16 protein-coding genes are annotated in these 16673 nt (G+C 67.0%); 1 reads left to right on the top strand and 15 read right to left on the bottom strand.

What is annotated here, in order from left to right; genetic code table 11:
• The 9 genes from AC2H6A_RS10695 to AC2H6A_RS10655 form a co-directional block, all read right to left on the bottom strand.
• Window positions 1-1107 (bottom strand): efflux transporter outer membrane subunit (locus AC2H6A_RS10695; protein WP_484273349.1); only part of this gene is annotated, 1107 nt, incomplete at its 3' end.
• A 134-nt stretch (window positions 1108-1241) separates the two neighbouring features.
• On the bottom strand, window positions 1242-1742 hold the full coding sequence (locus AC2H6A_RS10690; protein WP_484273347.1) for a MarR family winged helix-turn-helix transcriptional regulator: 501 nt from the start codon (window positions 1740-1742) through the stop codon (window positions 1242-1244).
• 73 nt (window positions 1743-1815) lie between these two features.
• Window positions 1816-2799 (bottom strand): tripartite tricarboxylate transporter substrate binding protein, encoded by a 984-nt coding sequence (locus AC2H6A_RS10685; RefSeq protein ID WP_484273345.1) that lies wholly within the window; start codon window positions 2797-2799, stop codon window positions 1816-1818.
• A gap of 128 nt (window positions 2800-2927) precedes the next feature.
• Window positions 2928-4496, bottom strand: a complete 1569-nt coding sequence (locus AC2H6A_RS10680; RefSeq protein WP_484273343.1) for a class I adenylate-forming enzyme family protein — start codon at window positions 4494-4496, stop codon at window positions 2928-2930.
• Window positions 4497-4616: 120 nt separating this feature from the next.
• On the bottom strand, window positions 4617-5822 hold the full coding sequence (locus tag AC2H6A_RS10675) for an ABC transporter substrate-binding protein (protein ID WP_484273341.1): 1206 nt from the start codon (window positions 5820-5822) through the stop codon (window positions 4617-4619).
• Between the two features lie 88 nt (window positions 5823-5910).
• Window positions 5911-6906, bottom strand: a complete 996-nt coding sequence (locus AC2H6A_RS10670) for a branched-chain amino acid ABC transporter permease (RefSeq protein WP_484273339.1) — start codon at window positions 6904-6906, stop codon at window positions 5911-5913.
• A complete protein-coding gene (locus AC2H6A_RS10665) occupies window positions 6903-7775 on the bottom strand; it encodes a branched-chain amino acid ABC transporter permease (RefSeq protein WP_484273338.1) in 873 nt (290 codons plus the stop codon). Before AC2H6A_RS10665 ends, AC2H6A_RS10670 begins: the two co-directional genes overlap by 4 nt.
• A gap of 19 nt (window positions 7776-7794) precedes the next feature.
• On the bottom strand, window positions 7795-8508 hold the full coding sequence (locus AC2H6A_RS10660; RefSeq protein WP_484273337.1) for an ABC transporter ATP-binding protein: 714 nt from the start codon (window positions 8506-8508) through the stop codon (window positions 7795-7797).
• The gene (locus AC2H6A_RS10655; RefSeq protein WP_484273335.1) at window positions 8492-9280 is read right to left on the bottom strand and encodes an ABC transporter ATP-binding protein; all 789 of its coding nucleotides are present in this window, start codon (window positions 9278-9280) and stop codon (window positions 8492-8494) included. Before AC2H6A_RS10655 ends, AC2H6A_RS10660 begins: the two co-directional genes overlap by 17 nt.
• Before the next feature lie 255 nt (window positions 9281-9535).
• On the opposite strand from AC2H6A_RS10655, the gene AC2H6A_RS10650 reads away from it, so the two are divergent.
• On the top strand, window positions 9536-11119 hold the full coding sequence (locus AC2H6A_RS10650; RefSeq protein WP_484273333.1) for an aldehyde dehydrogenase family protein: 1584 nt from the start codon (window positions 9536-9538) through the stop codon (window positions 11117-11119).
• An 81-nt stretch (window positions 11120-11200) separates the two neighbouring features.
• Here AC2H6A_RS10650 and AC2H6A_RS10645 read toward each other — a convergent pair whose 3' ends face one another.
• The 6 genes from AC2H6A_RS10645 to AC2H6A_RS10620 all read right to left on the bottom strand — a co-directional run.
• Window positions 11201-12166 (bottom strand): branched-chain amino acid ABC transporter permease, encoded by a 966-nt coding sequence (locus tag AC2H6A_RS10645; RefSeq protein WP_484273331.1) that lies wholly within the window; start codon window positions 12164-12166, stop codon window positions 11201-11203.
• Window positions 12167-12180: 14 nt separating this feature from the next.
• Window positions 12181-13065, bottom strand: coding sequence for a branched-chain amino acid ABC transporter permease (locus tag AC2H6A_RS10640; protein ID WP_484273329.1), 885 nt, complete (start codon window positions 13063-13065; stop codon window positions 12181-12183).
• A gap of 30 nt (window positions 13066-13095) precedes the next feature.
• Window positions 13096-14313 (bottom strand): ABC transporter substrate-binding protein, encoded by a 1218-nt coding sequence (locus AC2H6A_RS10635; protein ID WP_484273327.1) that lies wholly within the window; start codon window positions 14311-14313, stop codon window positions 13096-13098.
• Between the two features lie 79 nt (window positions 14314-14392).
• Complete coding sequence (locus AC2H6A_RS10630; RefSeq protein ID WP_484273325.1) at window positions 14393-15103, bottom strand: ABC transporter ATP-binding protein; 711 nt, start codon at window positions 15101-15103, stop codon at window positions 14393-14395.
• The gene (locus AC2H6A_RS10625) at window positions 15096-15872 is read right to left on the bottom strand and encodes an ABC transporter ATP-binding protein (protein ID WP_484273323.1); all 777 of its coding nucleotides are present in this window, start codon (window positions 15870-15872) and stop codon (window positions 15096-15098) included. Before AC2H6A_RS10625 ends, AC2H6A_RS10630 begins: the two co-directional genes overlap by 8 nt.
• 170 nt (window positions 15873-16042) lie before the next feature.
• Window positions 16043-16673 (bottom strand): IlvD/Edd family dehydratase (locus AC2H6A_RS10620; RefSeq protein ID WP_484273321.1); only part of this gene is annotated, 631 nt, incomplete at its 5' end.

The following is a 16673-nucleotide window of genomic DNA, read 5'->3' as shown; positions in this document are numbered from 1 at the left end:
GCGCACCGCGTCGAGCAGCACCTGGTTGTACGACTCCACGGCGAGGTCGAGCTCGGCCTGACGAGCGCGCAGCGCGGCCCGCAGCCGGCCCGCCTCGAAGATCGGCAGCCGGATGGCCGGGGCCGCGCCCGCCTGCCAGCTGCTGCCTTCGAACAGCCGGTCGAGCCCGATGCTGTTCAGGCCGATCAGCGCGCCGAGGTTGATGTTCGGATAGAAGCGGGCACGGGCCGATTCGACATCGCGCACCGAGGCCTCCACCCGCCAGCGGGCTGCCGACAGGTCGGCGCGCCGGCCGATGAGGTCGGCGGGCACATCGAGCGGCGTGGCCAGCCGCGGGCCGAAGGCGAGGCGCGGCGACAGGCCGGCAAGCGCCGCCGGTGGCTGCGCGCTGAGATGGGCGAGCACGCGGCGCGCCGCTCCGATCGACTCGTCGGTGAGTGCGCGCTGGCGCCGCAGTTCAGCCACCGCGAGCTCGGCGGCGCGCAGGCCGGCCGCATCGTCGAGGCCGGCGCGAAAGCGTCCGGCGCTCAGGACCTGCTGTTCCTCGCGCGCGGCAAGCCACTCCTCGATCAGGCTGCGCTGCTCCACCAGCCGGGCGAGCTGCAGATAGGCCTGTGCCACCTGCACCGCCAGCAGGGCTCGCGCGGCCTGTGCCTCGGCCTGCATGGCCCGCTCGCGGCCGAGCGCAGCCTCGAGCGCCGAGCGGTGACGGCCGAAGAAGTCGATCTCCCAGCTCATGCCGGCCTGCAGGTTGGCAATGGTGCGCACCTTGCCCGCCACCGTGGCCGGCAGCAGGCCGTTGGCCGAATAGCGCTGCCGGTTCAGGTCGGCGCCGAGTTCGGCCGAGGGCTCGAAGCCGGCCTCGGCCTCGTCGACCAGGGCGCGCGAACCTGCCAGTCGGGCCTGGATGATCCTGAGACCGGGGGCCTCGGCCAGCGCCGATTCGACCAGCGCACTGAGGCCATCGTCGCCGAGCTCGCGCCACCAGCCCGCCGGCACCGCCTCGGCCTGCACGGCAGCATCGATGCCCGCAGCCTGCGGCTCGATCAGCTTCGCCGGCGCCGGTGACTTGCCCGGCGCAGCGCAACCCGCGAGGCCCGCGGCCATGGTCAGCACGGCCAGCGCCGCCCTCCCCGCCCTCCCCCACCGACACGCGCGCCGCGGTCCGGAGGATGAAACTTGTTCAAGCTTTATTTGCATAGGCAATTAATTTGCCGCGCTCGGCGGCGGGAAGGCAGGCATCAGCGCAACGCGCGCGCCGTGTCGGCGTTGCCAAGCATGCGCCGCAGGAGGCTTTTCAGCACTTCCCACTCCTCGCGAGTGAAACCTGCGAGGTAGCCATTGAGCACATCGGCGATCGCAGGCGGCACCTTGTCGGCAGCCTTTTCGCCATCAGGGGTGAGCTCGATGTTGACCACGCGGCGATCGGCGGTGGAGCGCACGCGCCGGCAAAGCCCCTTGGCTTCGAGCCGGTCGAGCATGCGGGTCATGGCCCCGGCATCAGCCTGGCACTCGCGGGCAAGCTCGGCCACCGTCTGGGCCGCGCCCAGGCGCAGCTTGAAGAGCGGCATCCACTGGGCGTTGGTCAGGCCGTGCGGCTCGAGACGCAACTCGGTGGCCTGGGCCATGCCGTTGAGCACGCGGCGCATCAGGTAACCCACGCTCTCGTCGGCCGAATAGCGATCGGGACGGTAGAAGCCGGCCGGACGGGCCGCCGCGCGTCCGACGGGGGCAGGCCGCACGCCGGCGGGATCCACCGCCCGCCCGCCCGCGGCCGCAGCGCCCGTGCTTGCGCGCACCTTCGGGCCGGCGCGATCAGTCCCCGGCGCGGATGCCATATTCCTTGACCACCTCGGCCCAGCGGTTCATCTGCGGAAAGAGGAATCGGTTGAGTTCCTCAGGTGAGGAGGCCACGATGCTCATGCCCTGGGACACGAGTCGGTCGCGGATCTGCGGCTCGCGCAGCAGCTTGCCCACCTCGGCATTCATGCGCTGGATGATCGCCGGAGGCGTCTTCGCCGGCGCCAGCAGGCCCCACCAGGCCAGTGCCTCGAAGCCGGCCAGTCCCTGCTCGGCCACGGTGGGCACATCGGGCAGGGCCGGATCACGACTGGCGCTGGTGACGGCCAGCGGCACCAGGGCGCCGCTGCGGATGTGCGGCGAGAGCAGCGCACTGGTGGCAATGGCAATCGGCACATGGCCGGCGACCGCATCCTGGGCGAGCGGGCCGCCCCCTTTGTAGGGCACGTGGGTGGTGCTGAACTTGCCCAGGCTGTTCATCTGGGTCATGGCCAGATGCGCGAGGCTGCCGGTGCCGATGGTGCCGTAGGTGATCACCCCGGGCTTCTGGCGGGCTGCGGCCACCAGCGCCGAGAAGCTGCGGTAGGGCTGCGATGCGTGCGCGGTGATCACCATGGGTCCGGTGGCAATCAGCATGACCGGTGCGAGGTCGGCACGGGTGTCGAAGGGCAGGTTCGGGATCAGGCTGGGGTTGACGGCATGGGTGTCGAAGACCAGCACGAAGGTATAGCCGTCAGGTGGCGACTTGGCGACCATGCCGGTGCCGATCGACCCGCCGCCCCCCGAGCGGTTCTCGACGATGACCTGCTGCCCGAGCGCCTTCGACAGCGGTGGGGCGAACAGCCTCGCGAGCAGGTCGGTGGTGCCGCCAGGCGGGAACGGTGACACCAGGCGGATGGGGCGCGATGGCCAGGTATCGGTCTGGGCAGTGGCGGTGGCGGCGATCGCCCAGAGGCAGATCGCCGCGAGCAGCCGCGGCCAGCGCATGAGTGCGGACATGAATGAGTCTCCTCCGGCGGGCCGCCATCGAAAGGGCAGCGGCTCTCCCGACCGATCTTACTGCATGGGCATGCCGTGCCGGCAGAACGCGACTGGCTGCGCTGCCCTTGCGCCGGCCGGGCAGCCGGCTACAGCGAGCGCCCCGCCTGCGCCCAGAAGGGCGCACGCAGATCCTTCTTGAGCACCTTGCCCAGGGCATTGCGGGGGAAGGCATCGCGCAGCTCCACCGCGCTCAGGCGCTGATGCTTGGCCAGGCGGGCATTGGACCAGGCGAGCAGTTCGGCAGGCTGCGGCGCCTCGCCCGTCCGCGGGATCACCAGCGCCAGCGGCGTCTCGCCCCACTTCTCGTGGGGCACGCCGATCACCGCCACATCGAGCACCGCCGGGTGGGTGGCGAGGATCTCCTCGATGTCGCGCGGAAAGACATTGAAGCCGCCGGAGATGATCATGTCCTTCTTGCGATCGACGATCGACAGGAACCCATCGGCATCCAGCCGCCCGATGTCCCCTGAACGGATGAAGGTGCGGCCACGCTCGTCGCGCCAGATCAGGGCCTCGGTCTGCTCGGGGCGATCGTGATACGCGGCCATCATGCCGGCGCCGTAGCCGGCAATCTCGCCGACCTCGCCACGCGGCAGCTCGCGCCCCTGCTCATCGATGATCCGCAGCTCGAAGCCAAGCACCGGCGTGCCCACGGTGTCGAACTTCTCCGGGGGATGGGTGGGCTTGAGCATGGTGGCAAAGCCCTCGGAAAAACCGTAGATCTCGTGCAGCAGGTTGCCGAAGCGATCGATCACCGCACGCTTGGTCTCCCGCCGCAGCGGGGAACCGGCACACAGCAGCATGCGCAGCGAAGACACATCGGCCGTCGCCAGCCCCGGTTCGGCCAGCACCATCTGGTACTGCGAGGGCACCATGAAGCTGTGGGTGATCCGCTCCTGCGCCACCAGCGACAGGAAACGCCCGGCATCGAAGGCCGGCATGGCCACCAGCGTACCGCCCGCGAACAGTACCGGCAGCATCACCAGCCAGGTGCCGTTGGAGTAGAGCGAGGTGGTGGTCAGCGCGCGTGCGGCGTCGGTGAAACCCATCTCGATCGCGTTCGAGAAGGCCCAGTGCAGGCGTGCCCGGTGGGTCTGCACGATGCCCTTGGGCAGGCCGGTGGTGCCCGAGCTGTAGATGATGTTGAAGGGATCGGTCATCTGGTGCTGCACCGCAGGCAGCGTATCGGCCGCGCCCACGAGGAAATCCTCGAGCGGCACCCAGCCCGACGCCGCCTCACCCACCGCGATGAAACGCTCGGCCGCCAGGCCACCCAGCACCGCACGCTCGGGCTGCAGCCGCTCGCGGAACTCCGCAGTGGCGAACACCGCGCAGGCTCGACTGTCGGAAATCAGGCCCGCGAGCTGCGCCCCGGTCAGCAGGCCCGAGAGCGGCACCGCACAGGCCCCCGCCCGCACGATGCCGAAGATCACCTCCAGGGTGTCGGCACGGTTGCCCATCAGCACCGCCACCCGTTCGCCACGACCGATGCCGCGGGCCAGCAGGGCATTGGCCACGCGGCTGATGTTGCGGTCGAACTCCCCCCAGGTTCGTCGTACTTCACCCACCACCACCGCCGGGCGGTCGGGGAAATAGCGGGCATGGCTGGCGAACAGTTCGGGGATGAACACCTGCGGGTCGTCGAGTCCGGTCATGGCGATGCGGCATGTGAAAACGCCGCATCACGGGATTCCGTGCTGCGGCGCAGGAGGCGCGGCCAGGGCCGCGCCGCGAGGGCGGGAAGTCGGACCGGCAGGCAGCCGGCCCGGGCAGGCTCAGGGTCCGTAGACCTTGCCGAAGCTCGCCCACTTCTTGCCGTCCCACTTGACGAGCTGCTGGCGCTCGATCGGGAAGAAGTCGGTGGGCGAGGTCTTGATGTTGATGCCGGGCAGCAGCATGGGCAGCGTCAGATCGAGGCTGGCCGCCTGCTTCATGATGTTCTCGCGGGTGAGGGTGTCGCCGCACTTCTTGAGCACCTCGACCACGGTCTGGCTGACGGTGTAGCCGTACACGTTGTTGGCATCCTTCATGTCGCCGCCAGCGTAGTACTTCTTCATGAACTCCAGCCAGTCGAGGTAGGCCTTGTCCTTCTCCCACTGCGGATCGGTCGGGTCCTTCAGGTAGTAGCAGGAGATGATGTCCCGCGCATTCTCGACACCCGCCGGCACGATCACCGAGGCCACCGACACCGACACGCCATTCAGGTAGTGGGTGGGCTTCCAGTTGATCTCGGCCGCCTTCTTGATGGTCTGCGCGGCGAACTTCGGGATGGTGATGTTGAAGAAGGTGTCGGCGCCCGAGGCCTTGAGCTCGACCATCTGGCTGTCGGCGGTCGGGTCGGTCACCTCGTACGACAGCTTCTTGATGATCAGCGCACGGCCCTTCTCGCCGAGGCCGTCCTCGAAACCCTTGAGGTAGTCACGGCCGTAATCATCGTTCTGGTAGAGGATGCCGATCTTGGCGTTCGGCTTGGTCTCGAGGATGTGCTGGGCGTAGATCTTCGCCTCGGACTGGTAGCTCGGCTGCCAGCCCATGGTCCAGGGGAAGTCCTTGGGATCGCCCCACTTGGTGGCGCCGGTGGCGTTGAACAGCTGCGGCACCTTCTTCTGATTCATGTAGCGATGAATCGAGGAATTGGTGGGCGTGCCCAGCACATTGAAGATGAACAGCACTTCGTCCTGCTCGACCAGCTTGCGGGCCATCTCCACGGTACGCGCCGGGTTGTAGCCGTCGTCGTAGGAGATCCAGTTGATCTTGCGGCCGTTGACGCCGCCTTCGGCGTTGACCTTGTCGAAGTAGGCCTTGATGCACTTGCCGATCGTGCCGTAGCTGGACGCCGGGCCCGAGTAGGGGCTGATGCCGCCGATCTTGATCTCCTTGTCGCTGGCGCCCGAGTCATACTTCTTTTGGGCCGAGGCCAGGGGGGAAACCATCGCTGCGGCGGCCGCCGCGATGATCCCGTTCATCTGTCTTCTGTCCATGCCGATCACTCCTGGAACGAGAGGTAACTGCCTTTGAAGAAACCCGCGGGGACGGCAGCAACCCCGCGAAACATGATCACTCCGGTCTTCAGGCGCCCTTGGCCGGGCTGCCCGCTCCCCGCAGTTTGGCGAACACCCGGGCGAACATGCCCGACACCCCGAACGGCATCAGGTACATGAACACGATCAGGAAGATCCCGTAGATGGCCCAGGGCGCCGACTTGGAAATTTCGTCAGCAATGTTGGGCACGAACTGGATGAAGATCGCACCGAAGATCGCTCCCGGGATCGAGGCCAGGCCACCGATGACCACGCCGACCAGGAAGGTGATCGACAGGAACACCGTGAAGCTGTCGGGCGCCACAAAGGCCACGATGATCGCGCCCAGCGCACCGGCCACGCCGGTGAAGGCCGCCGACACGCCGAAGGTGATGGTCTTGAACACCGGCAGGTTGATGCCCATGGCCGAAGCCGCGATCGGATGATCGCGGATGGCGACCAGCGCCCGCCCCACCCGACCGCGCAGCAGGTTCCAGGCAATCAGGAACATGATCAGCGCGATGAAGAGCGAGAAGAAATACAGCCAGCGATCGGCGTTCAGCGGCTGGTCGAACAGCCTGAAGGTGAAGGGCGGCTCGGGCTTGGACAGCACGATGCCCTGCACGCCGCCGGTCATGCCCTCGAGCTTCTTGTACTTCAGCAGCTGAGGCACCGCCAGCGCCAGCGCGAAAGTGGCCAGCGCGAGGAAGTGACCCTCCAGACGCAGGGCCGGGAAGCCCATGAGCACACCGAAGGTGAAGCACACCACCGCCGCAAGCGGCAGCGTGAGCCAGTACGGCATGCCCGCCTGATCCATCAGGATGGCCGAGGTGTAGGCGCCGATCGCGTAGAACGCGCCGTGGCCCAGGGAGAACTGCCCGTTGTAGCCGGTGAGGATGTTCAGTCCGAGCACCGCGATCGCGTAGACGATCACGAGGTTGAACTGGAACACCCGGTAGTTCTTCACCAGGAAGGGCAGCACCAGCAGGACGGCCAGGGTGATCAGCCCGCCGATCCAGATCCACTTGCGGTCGATGGTGTTCATACGCGGGTCACCAGCACTTTGCCGAACAGGCCGTTGGGCTTCAGGGTGAGCGTGCCGACGATCAGCACCAGCGCAACCGAGAGCTTGAGCTCGGTGCCGATCACATACGCGCCCAGCAGGTTCTCGAGCACGCCGACGATGAAGCCGCCGATCACCGCGCCCCAGGGATTGTCGATGCCGCCGAGCAGGGCACCGGCGAAACCGTACAGCAGGATGCCGGACATCATGTTCGGGTCGAGGTAGACGATTGGCGCGACCATCATGCCGGCGACCGCCCCGATGGCCGCCGCCAGGCCCCAACCCATGCCCAGCATCCAGGACACCCGCACGCCAACCAGCCGCGCCGAGTCAGGGTTCTGCGCCGCGGCTCGCATGGCCAGCCCCAGCGGGGTGAACCGGAAGAACGAGAACAGCAGACCGAGCACGCACAGCATGACCACCACCGAACCGATCTCGTGGGCACTGAAGTACTTGGTGGCGTAGAACGCGTCCTTGGGAAAGGGCGAGGCGAAGGCCTTGATGGTGTGCTCGAAGACCCAGCCGGCCACCGCATTGAAGATCACCAGCAGGCCGATGAACACGATGACGTTGGTGAGCGCGGGCGCCTTCTCCACCGGCTTGAGGATGATGCGCTGGATGAGCAGGCCGCCCACGAAGGAGATCGCGATGGTGAGGAAGAACGCCGCCCAGTAGGGCATGCCGTTGTTGATCATCGCCCAGGCGATGAAGGTGCTGAAGGTGGCCATCTCGCCCTGGGCGAAATTGATGTGGTGAGTGGCCTGATAGATCATGACCAGGGCAAGCGCCACCGAGGCATAGATGCCCCCGTTGGCCAGGCCCGCGAAAATCTGGTGAAGGAGTGCTTCCATGGTGATGTCCGTGGCTGGCTCAGTAACCGAGGTAGGAACGGCGCACCGTCTCGTCGTTCTTGATGGTTTCGCAGGGGCCGGAGATGGCCACCCGGCCGGTTTCCAGCAGGTAGGCGTCGTCGGCGAGGTCGAGCGCGAGCGTGGCGTTCTGCTCGACCAGCAGCATGCTCACCTTGTCCTGCTTGTTGATCTCTCGCATGATCCGGAAGATCTCGGCGACGATCAGCGGCGCCAGGCCGAACGAGAGCTCGTCGAGCAGCAGCAGACGGGGCCGCAGCATGAGCGCCCGGCTGATCGCGAGCATCTGCTGCTCGCCGCCCGAGAGCGTGCCGGCCTGCTGCTGGCGCCGTTCCTTCAGGCGCGGGAAGCGCGCGTACATGCGCTCCATGTCGAGCGCCACCTCGGCCTTGTCGCGACGGGTGAAGGAGCCCAGGCGCAGGTTCTCCTCGACGGTGAGGCCGGTGAAGGTTCCGCGGCCATCGGGCACATGGGCCACGCCCATGCGGACCACCGCCTCGGTGGCCTTGCCGATGACCTCGGTGCCATCGATCTTGATGCTGCCGGAGGTCTTGACCGTCTGGCAGAGCGCTCGCAGGGTGGTGGTCTTGCCCGCGCCGTTGGCACCCAGGATGGTGGTGATCTTGCCCTGCTCGAGGGCGAAGCTCACGCCGAACAGGGCCTGGGTGGCGCCGTACGACGCGTTGAGGTTGGTGACTTCAAGCAGCTTTGGCATCGGCGGGCGCCCCAAGGTAGGCGGCAATCACATCGGGATGGTTCTGGATCTCGGTGGGGGTGCCCTCGGCGATCTTCCTGCCGAAGTTCAGGGCGATGATGTGATCGGACACCGACATCACCAGGCTCATGTGGTGTTCCACGAGCAGCACCGTGATGTTCAGGCGGTCGCGGACATCCTTGATCAGGTCACCGAGGCCGTCGAGTTCCTCGTGATTCAGGCCGGCGGCGGGCTCGTCGAGCAGGAGCAGTTTCGGGTCGGCAGCCAGCGCACGGGCGAACTCCACCCGCTTCTGAATGCCGAAGGGAAGATCTCCTGCCGGCCGTTGCGCAAACGGCAGGAGATTGAGGTACTTCATGATCTCGTGGGCACGGCCGCGAAGGCGCTCCTCTTCGGCACGAACCGAAGGCAGCCACAGCGCACTGGAGAAGAACCCGGCGCCCGACCGGCAGTGCGCGCCGATCATGACATTGCGCTCGACCGTCATGGTCTTGAACATGGCCAGGTTCTGGAAGGTGCGACCGATGCCCAGCGACGCGATCTCGTGGACCGGCGTAGCCGTGATCGACTTGCCTTCGAACAGAAGATCGCCCTGCTGGTAGGCGTACAGCCGGCTGAGGCAGTTGAACAGGGTGGTCTTGCCAGCCCCGTTGGGGCCGATCAGACCGCACACGCCGCCGCGCGGCACATCGAAGCTGACGGAGTCCAGCGCCACCACGCCGCCGAAGCGCACGGTGATGCCCTGGACGCTCAGCAGAGCGTCTTTAGCCACCTGGTTGTGTCTCCCGGATCCTTGGACGGACCCTGTTGTCGATGCGTTTTCCGTACCGCCGAACTGCACGGCCCCGCAGTTATACGGATGTCTTGCGCGGACTGCAAGCAGGCCCGGGAAAGAGGCATGCGCGGCCGTGCCATTGCCCGTTCGTCCATCCTCCGCATCGCAAGACCGCCGGCGCTTTCATTCACGCGCCCCCTGATTGGCGGCACAATCGACGCCCCCGGCTGCGCCCGTTCAGGAGCCAAGATCATGACCACCGACCCACAGGACGGCTTTCGCCTGACCTACTCGACGATGTTCGACCCTCCCGAGTCGCTGCATCAACGCTTCGAGGCCGCCCTCGCGACGGCAAGGGCGAGCGCCGGCGCGGAGCACCCGATGTGGATCGCGGGTCAGCCCCGTCATGGCGCAGACCGCTTCGAGACCCGTGCCCCGGCCGATCGCCGGCAGGTGCTCGGCGTCTTCTCGCGCGCGGATGCGGGCCTGGTGAGCGAGGCCGTGGCAGCGGCGAAGGCTGCCTTCCCCGCCTGGGCGGCAACACCGTGGCAGGAGCGGGTGTCGATGCTGCGTCGGGTGGCAGCGCTGATCGAGACCCGGGTGTACGAGATCTCGGCTGCCGTCGCGATCGAGGTCGGCAAGAACCGCATGGAGGCGATCGGCGAAGTGCAGGAGAGCGCCGACCTGATCACCTGGTACTGCGACCAGATGGTGCGCAACGAGGGCTTCGAGATCACGCTGCCCGACGATCCGCTGCCGGGATGGCGCAGCCGCAACGCCACGCGCCTGCGCCCCTGCGGTCCCTGGGCGGTGGTGGCGCCCTTCAACTTCCCGGTGGCCCTGGCGGCCGGCCCGATCGGTGCCGCGCTGGTCACCGGCAACACCGTGGTCTTCAAGGTCGCGAGCGACACCGCATGGAGCGGCTCGCTGCTCATGGCGGCGCTGCGGGATGCCGGCCTGCCCCCGGGGGTGGTCAACCATGTGACCGCCGACGGCGCGGTGTTCGGCGAGGTGATCTGCACCGACCCCGCCATCGCGGGCGTGACCTTCACCGGTTCATCCGAGGTGGGCATGCACCTCTTCCGCCGCTTCGCGCAGGGGCCCTGGCCGCGGCCGTGCATCACCGAGATGGGCGGCAAGAACGCGGTGGTGGTCAGCCGCCACGCCGATCTCGACCGGGCGGCCACCGGCATCGTGCGTTCGGCCTTCGGCCTGCAGGGCCAGAAGTGCTCGGCCTGCTCGCGCGTGTATGTGGAGCGGCCGGTGGCGCAGGCGCTGCGCGAGCGCATGGTCACCCTCACGCGGGCGATCCGGGTGGGTGACCCCACCGAACGCAGTCACTGGATGGGGCCGCTGATCAACCAGGCAGCGTTCGAACGCTATCAGCGCTGCGTGTCGCAGGTGCGCCAGCACGGTCGGATCGACGAGGGCGGGCGCAGCCTGACCGAGGGTGATCTGCAGCATGGCTGGTTCGTCGCCCCCACCATCGCCCGCGCGCCGCGCGACTTTCGCCTCTGGCGCGAGGAGAAGTTCATCCCGCTGGTGCTGGTCGAGGAGATCGACAGCGTCGGTGAAGGCATCGATCTTGCCAACGGCCTGCCTTACGGACTGACCGCCGGTTTCTATGGCGCGGCCTCGGAGGTCGACGGCTTCCTCGATCGCATCGAGGCGGGGGTCACCTATGTGAACCGCCCTCAGGGCGCCACGACCGGTGCCTGGCCCGGCTACCAGCCCTTCGGGGGCTGGAAGGGCAGCGGCAGCACCGGCAAGGCGATCGGATCCCACTGGTATCTGCCGCTCTACCTGCGCGAACAGTCTCGCACGGTGGTCGACTGAGCTGCCGGGCTGACGGCGCGCGGTCGGCGCCGCGCGCCAGTTCAGGCCCTCAGACCGTCAGCGACAGTCAGCCGCAGCGGGCTAGAGCGGCTTGCGGATGAGGTTGGCGATCTCGCCGATGATGCCGCGGCGGAAGGACATCACGCAGACCACGAAGATGACGCCCTGCACCACCGTCACCCAGGCGCCAAGCTCGGCGAGGTAGTTCTGCATGGTGATGATCACGGCGGCGCCGACGATGGGGCCGAACATGGTGCCCAGTCCGCCCACCAGGGTCATGAGCACCACCTCGCCGGACATCGACCAGTGCACATCGGTGAGCGAGGCGAGTTGGAACACCAGCGACTTCAGGCCACCGGCCAGCCCCGCCAGCGTGGCCGACAGCACATAGGCCATGAGCTTGTAGCGGTCGGTGTCATAACCCAGGGACAACGCCCGCGGCTCGTTCTCGCGGATGGCCTTGAGCACCTGGCCGAAGGGCGAGTGAACCACCCGCCAGATGAGGCCGAACGCGGCGAAGAACACCACGAAGACCAGCGCGTACATGGCGTAGTTGCCCGACATGTCGAACAGGCCGAAGAGCTTGCCGCGCGGCACCGCCTGGATGCCGTCCTCGCCGCCGGTGAACGGCGCCTGCAGGTAGAAGAAGAAGATCATCTGCGACAGCGCCAGCGTGATCATGGCGAAGTAGATGCCCTGACGCTTGATGGCAAGCAGCCCGGTGACCCAGCCCATGAGCGCCGCGCAGGCGGTGGCGAAGATCAGGGCGAACTCGGGATTGAAGCCCCAGACCTTGGCCGAATGCGCTGCCGCGTACCCGGCGGTACCGAGGAACATGGCATGGCCGAAGGAGAGCAGCCCGCCGAAGCCGATGAGCAGGTTGAAGGCGCACGCGAACAGCGCGAAGCACATCACCTTCATCAGGAAAACGGGGTAGAGCACCAGCGGCGCCAGCAGGAAGAACGCGAAGAGGATCAGGAACGCGATCTTCTGGTGACCGGTGCCGGCGCCGGCGCCGGCCACGATCGGGACGGTGGATGAGGACATGAGGAGCCCCTGCGCTACTTCTGGGTGCCGAACAGCCCGGCGGGCTTGATCAGCAGGACGATGGCCATGATCACGAAGATCACGGTGTTCGAGGCTTCGGGGTAGAAGACCTTGGTGAGGCCCTCGACCAGGCCCAGGCCGAACCCGGTGATGATCGACCCCAGGATGGAGCCCATGCCGCCGATCACCACCACGGCAAACACCACGATGATCAGGTCGGCACCCATCTGCGGGCTGACCTGATAGATCGGGGCGGCCATGACGCCGCCCAGCGCGGCCAGCCCCACGCCGAAGCCGTAGGTGAGCGTGATCATCCGGGGCACATTGATGCCGAAGGACTGCACCAGCGCCGGGTTCTCGGTGGCCGCCCGCAGATACGCGCCGAGCTTGGTGCGCTCGATGACATACCAGGTGACCAGGCACAGCACCAGCGAGGCACCGATCACCCAGGCCCGATAGTTGGGCAGGAACATGAAGCCGAGGTTCTTGCCGCCGGTGAGCTCGGGCGGGATCGGGTAGGGCTGGCCCGACGAGCCGAACTCATTGCGGAACAGCCCCTGGATGATCAGCCCCAGCCCGAAGGTGAGCAGCAGCCCGTAGAGATGATCGAGCTTGTAGAGCCGGGCGAGAAACACCCGCTCGACGATCACCCCCGACACCCCGACCACGATCGGCGCCAGCAGCAGCGACCACCAGTAGCCGAGCTGCAGGTAGTTCAGGGCGAGGTAGGCCACGAACGCGCCCATCATGTACTGGGCGCCGTGGGTGAAGTTGATGATGTTGAGCAGGCCGAAGATGACCGCCAGGCCCAGCGACAGCAACGCGTAGAACGAGCCGTTGATCAGGCCGATCAGCAGCTGCCCGAACAGGGCCTGGGTGGGAACGCCGAAGATCTCCATGGGAGCCGCCGCTGAGCCTTGTCGGTGAGCTTACTTCTTGGCGACCAGCGGGCAGTTGCCCTGGTCGATGGGCCGGAAAGCCTGGTCAGCCGGGATGGTGGCCCGGACCTTGTAGTAGTCGTACGGGCCCTTGGACTCCGCCGGCTTCTTGACCTCGACCAGGTAGGCCGGGTGCAGCTTGCGGCCATCGGCGCGGATGGTGCCCTTGCCGAACAGCACATCGTCGGTGGCCAACTCCTTCATCTTGGCCACCACCTTGGTCCCGTCGTCGCTCTTGAGGGCTTCGACCGCCTTGAGATAGTGCAGCACCGAGCCATAGACGCCGGCATGGACCATCGACGGATACTTGCCGCCGCTCTGCGCGACGAACCGCTTGGTCCACGCACGGGTCTGGTCGTTCAGGTCCCAGTAGAAGGTCTCGGTGAAGATCAGGCCCTGGGCCTTGTCCAGGCCGAGGGCGTGAACATCGGGCAGGAACACCAGCAGACCGGCCAGGTTCTGGCCGCCGCGGGTGATGCCGAACTCGGCCGCCTGCTTGATCGAGTTCTGGGTGTCGCCGCCGGCGTTGGCCAGACCGATGATCTTGGCCTTGGAAGCCTGGGCCTGCAGCAGGAACGAGGAGAAGTCCTGGGTGTTCAGCGGATGACGCACCTTGTTCAGCACCTTGCCGCCGGACTTGAGCACCACCGCCTCGGTGTCGCGCTCGAGCGCATGGCCGAAGGCATAGTCGGAGGTCAGGAAGAACCAGGTGTCACCGCCGGTCTTGACGATCGCCGAGCCGGTGCCGTTGGCCAGCATCCAGGTGTCGTAGGTCCAGTGAACCGTATTGGGGGAGCAGTCCTTGCCGGTGAGATCGGAGGTGGCCGCGCCGGAGTTCAGCATGACCTTGCCCTTCTCGCGCACGATCTGGTTGACCGCCAGCGCCACCGAGGAGGTGGGCACATCGGCAACCGCATCGACCTTGTCGGTGTCGAACCACTTGCGAACGATGCTCGAACCGATGTCGGGCTTGTTCTGATGGTCGGCCGAGAGGATCTCGACCTTCATGTTCTTCTTGGCGGCGCCGAAGTCCTCGACCGCCATGCGGGCGGCGATCACCGAGCCCTGCCCGGTGATGTCGGCATACAGGCCCGACATGTCGTTGATGACGCCGATCTTGATCACGCCGTCGGAGACCTGCGCGCTGGCGCCGGCCGACAGGGCCATGGCGCCGGCAACCAGGGTGGAAATCAGAGTGCGCTTGAACATGGTGTCTCCCTGAGTGCTGGGGGTGTTGTGCGGTTGTGTGTTGGGGCCGGGAACCGTGATGGCGACTGGCTGGCCAGGCTCAGACGCCGAGGTATTCGTGGAGCATGCCCATCTTGGCGTCGAGTTCGGCGGCGCTGAAGCCCTCGACGATTCGGCCGTGCTCCATGACATAGAAGCGGTCGGCCAGCGGGGCGGCGAAACGGAAGTTCTGCTCGACCATGATCACCGTGAAGCCGCGCTCGCGAAGCGTGCGGATCATGCGGGCCAGCGCCTGCACGATCACCGGGGCAAGACCCTCGGAGATCTCGTCGAGCAGCAGCAACCGCGCGCCGGTGCGCAGGATGCGCGCGACCGCCAGCATCTGCTGCTCGCCACCCGAAAGGCGCGTGCCCTGGCTGTTGCGACGCTCCTTGAGGTTGGGGAACATGGCGTAGATCTCGTCGATCGACATGCCCGCCGAGCCCACGCTGGGCGGCAGCATGAGGTTCTCTTCGCAGGACAGGCTGGCGAAGATGCCGCGTTCCTCCGGGCAGTAGCCAAGGCCGAGCTGCGCGATGCGGTGCGGTGGCAGACCGATCGCCTCGGTGCCGTTGATCATGATCGAGCCGGTCCGCCGGCCCACCAGGCCGAGGATCGACTTCAGCGTGGTGGTGCGGCCCGCGCCATTGCGGCCGAGCAGCGTGACCACCTCGCCCTTGTTCACGGTGAGGTCCACCCCGTGCAGGATGTGCGACTCGCCGTAGAAGGCGTGCAGGTCGGTGACCCGCAGGAATTCGGTGTTCTCAGCCATGCGCTCCCCGCAACTCAGCGGCCTCGCTGCCCATGTAGGCCTCGAGCACCTGCGGATCCTTCGATACCGTCTCGTAGGGGCCTTCGGCGATCACCTGACCCCGCTGCAGCACGCTGATGCGATCGGCGATGCTCGAGACCACGTTCATGTTGTGCTCGACCATGAGAACGGTGCGGTTGGCCGAGACCTTCTTGATGAGCTGGGTGACGCGCTCGACATCCTCGTGGCCCATGCCCTGGGTGGGCTCATCGAGCAGCATGAGCTCGGGCTCGGTGGCCAGGGTGGTGGCAATCTCGAGCGCCCGCTTGCGGCCGTAGGGCAGCTCGACGGTGACCGTGTCGGCATAGTCCTGAAGCCCCACGGTCTCGAGCAGCGCCCGGGCGCGGTCGTGCAGGGCCTCGAGCGTGCGCTCGGACTTCCAGAAGTGGAAGGAGGTGCCGAGCTCGCGCTGCAGGCCGATGCGCACGTTCTCGAGGACCGTGAGATGCGGGAAGGTGGCCGAGATCTGGAAGGACCGGACGATGCCCCGGCGCGCGGTCTGGGCCGGCTTCTCGTGGGTGATGTCCTGGCCCTTGTAGAGGATCTGTCCGCGGGTGGGCGGCAGAAACTTGGTGAGCAGGTTGAACACCGTGGTCTTGCCGGCGCCATTGGGGCCGATCAGGGCATGGATGTGACCGCGCTGGACCTTCAGGTTCACATCGCTGACGGCGACGAAACCCTTGAACTCCTTCACCAGCCCACGCGTTTCGAGAATGATGTCTTCGGCCATCCGGGTGCACAGACAGGGGTTGACGGGTTGTCGGGCACCGGGGATCGGTGCGGGGCGGATTATGTCCAAAGGCCAGGGGCGAGGCAAACACGACCGGCGGCCGCCTCGGGGTGACAGAAGGCTTCGACCCCTCCCCCAGACGAGAAAGCCCGGTATTTCCGGGTCGAATGTCAATGATTGTCGCGGGGAATTCCGTGCGTGGCGTCGATGCGCTGATAACTCACCGCGAAGTCGAGGCAGGCACCGGTCTGCAATTGCCCCACATGGCGACGCTGCAACTCCTGCCAGGGTGTCTGGCTGACCAGCGCGGGCGGCTGCCAGGCAGCGCGCCGCCGGGCGAGTTCGTCATCGGAGATCAGCATGTCGGCGCGACGCCGGGCGAGGTCGATGCGGACCCGGTCGCCGGTGCGCAGCAGGGCAAGGCCGCCGCCGACCACCGATTCGGGTGACGCATTCAGGATGGAAGGGCTGGCCGAGGTGCCGGACTGGCGGCCGTCGCCCACGCAGGGCAGCATCGTGATGCCCTGGCGCACCAGCGCGTCGGGCGGCAGCATGTTGACCACCTCGGCCGCACCCGGATAGCCGATCGGCCCGACACCGCGGATGAACAGCAGGCAATCGGCATCGATCGCCAGCGCGGGGTCATTGATGCGCGCGTGGTAGTCCTCGGGGCCCTCGAAGACGATGGCGCGGCCCTCGAAAGCCCCCTCGTCACCGGCGCGCTGCAGGTAGCGGGCGCGGAATTCCGCGGTGATCACCGAGGTCTTCATCACCGCCGACTCGAACAGGTTGCCGCTGAGC

Source organism: Quisquiliibacterium sp. (assembly GCF_982640115.1).
Note: the sequence above shows the minus strand (reverse complement) of the source record. Positions and strands in the feature narration are given on the sequence as shown.

Coding starts and splice junctions, on each gene's coding strand:
- AC2H6A_RS10685 (WP_484273345.1), bottom strand. CDS start 2,799: ATGTCCGCACTCATGCGCTGGCCGCGGCTGCTCGCGGCGATCTGCCTC.
- AC2H6A_RS10680 (WP_484273343.1), bottom strand. CDS start 4,496: ATGACCGGACTCGACGACCCGCAGGTGTTCATCCCCGAACTGTTCGCC.
- AC2H6A_RS10675 (WP_484273341.1), bottom strand. CDS start 5,822: ATGGACAGAAGACAGATGAACGGGATCATCGCGGCGGCCGCCGCAGCG.
- AC2H6A_RS10670 (WP_484273339.1), bottom strand. CDS start 6,906: ATGAACACCATCGACCGCAAGTGGATCTGGATCGGCGGGCTGATCACC.
- AC2H6A_RS10665 (WP_484273338.1), bottom strand. CDS start 7,775: ATGGAAGCACTCCTTCACCAGATTTTCGCGGGCCTGGCCAACGGGGGC.
- AC2H6A_RS10660 (WP_484273337.1), bottom strand. CDS start 8,508: ATGCCAAAGCTGCTTGAAGTCACCAACCTCAACGCGTCGTACGGCGCC.
- AC2H6A_RS10650 (WP_484273333.1), top strand. CDS start 9,536: ATGACCACCGACCCACAGGACGGCTTTCGCCTGACCTACTCGACGATG.
- AC2H6A_RS10645 (WP_484273331.1), bottom strand. CDS start 12,166: ATGTCCTCATCCACCGTCCCGATCGTGGCCGGCGCCGGCGCCGGCACC.
- AC2H6A_RS10640 (WP_484273329.1), bottom strand. CDS start 13,065: ATGGAGATCTTCGGCGTTCCCACCCAGGCCCTGTTCGGGCAGCTGCTG.
- AC2H6A_RS10635 (WP_484273327.1), bottom strand. CDS start 14,313: ATGTTCAAGCGCACTCTGATTTCCACCCTGGTTGCCGGCGCCATGGCC.
- AC2H6A_RS10630 (WP_484273325.1), bottom strand. CDS start 15,103: ATGGCTGAGAACACCGAATTCCTGCGGGTCACCGACCTGCACGCCTTC.
- AC2H6A_RS10625 (WP_484273323.1), bottom strand. CDS start 15,872: ATGGCCGAAGACATCATTCTCGAAACGCGTGGGCTGGTGAAGGAGTTC.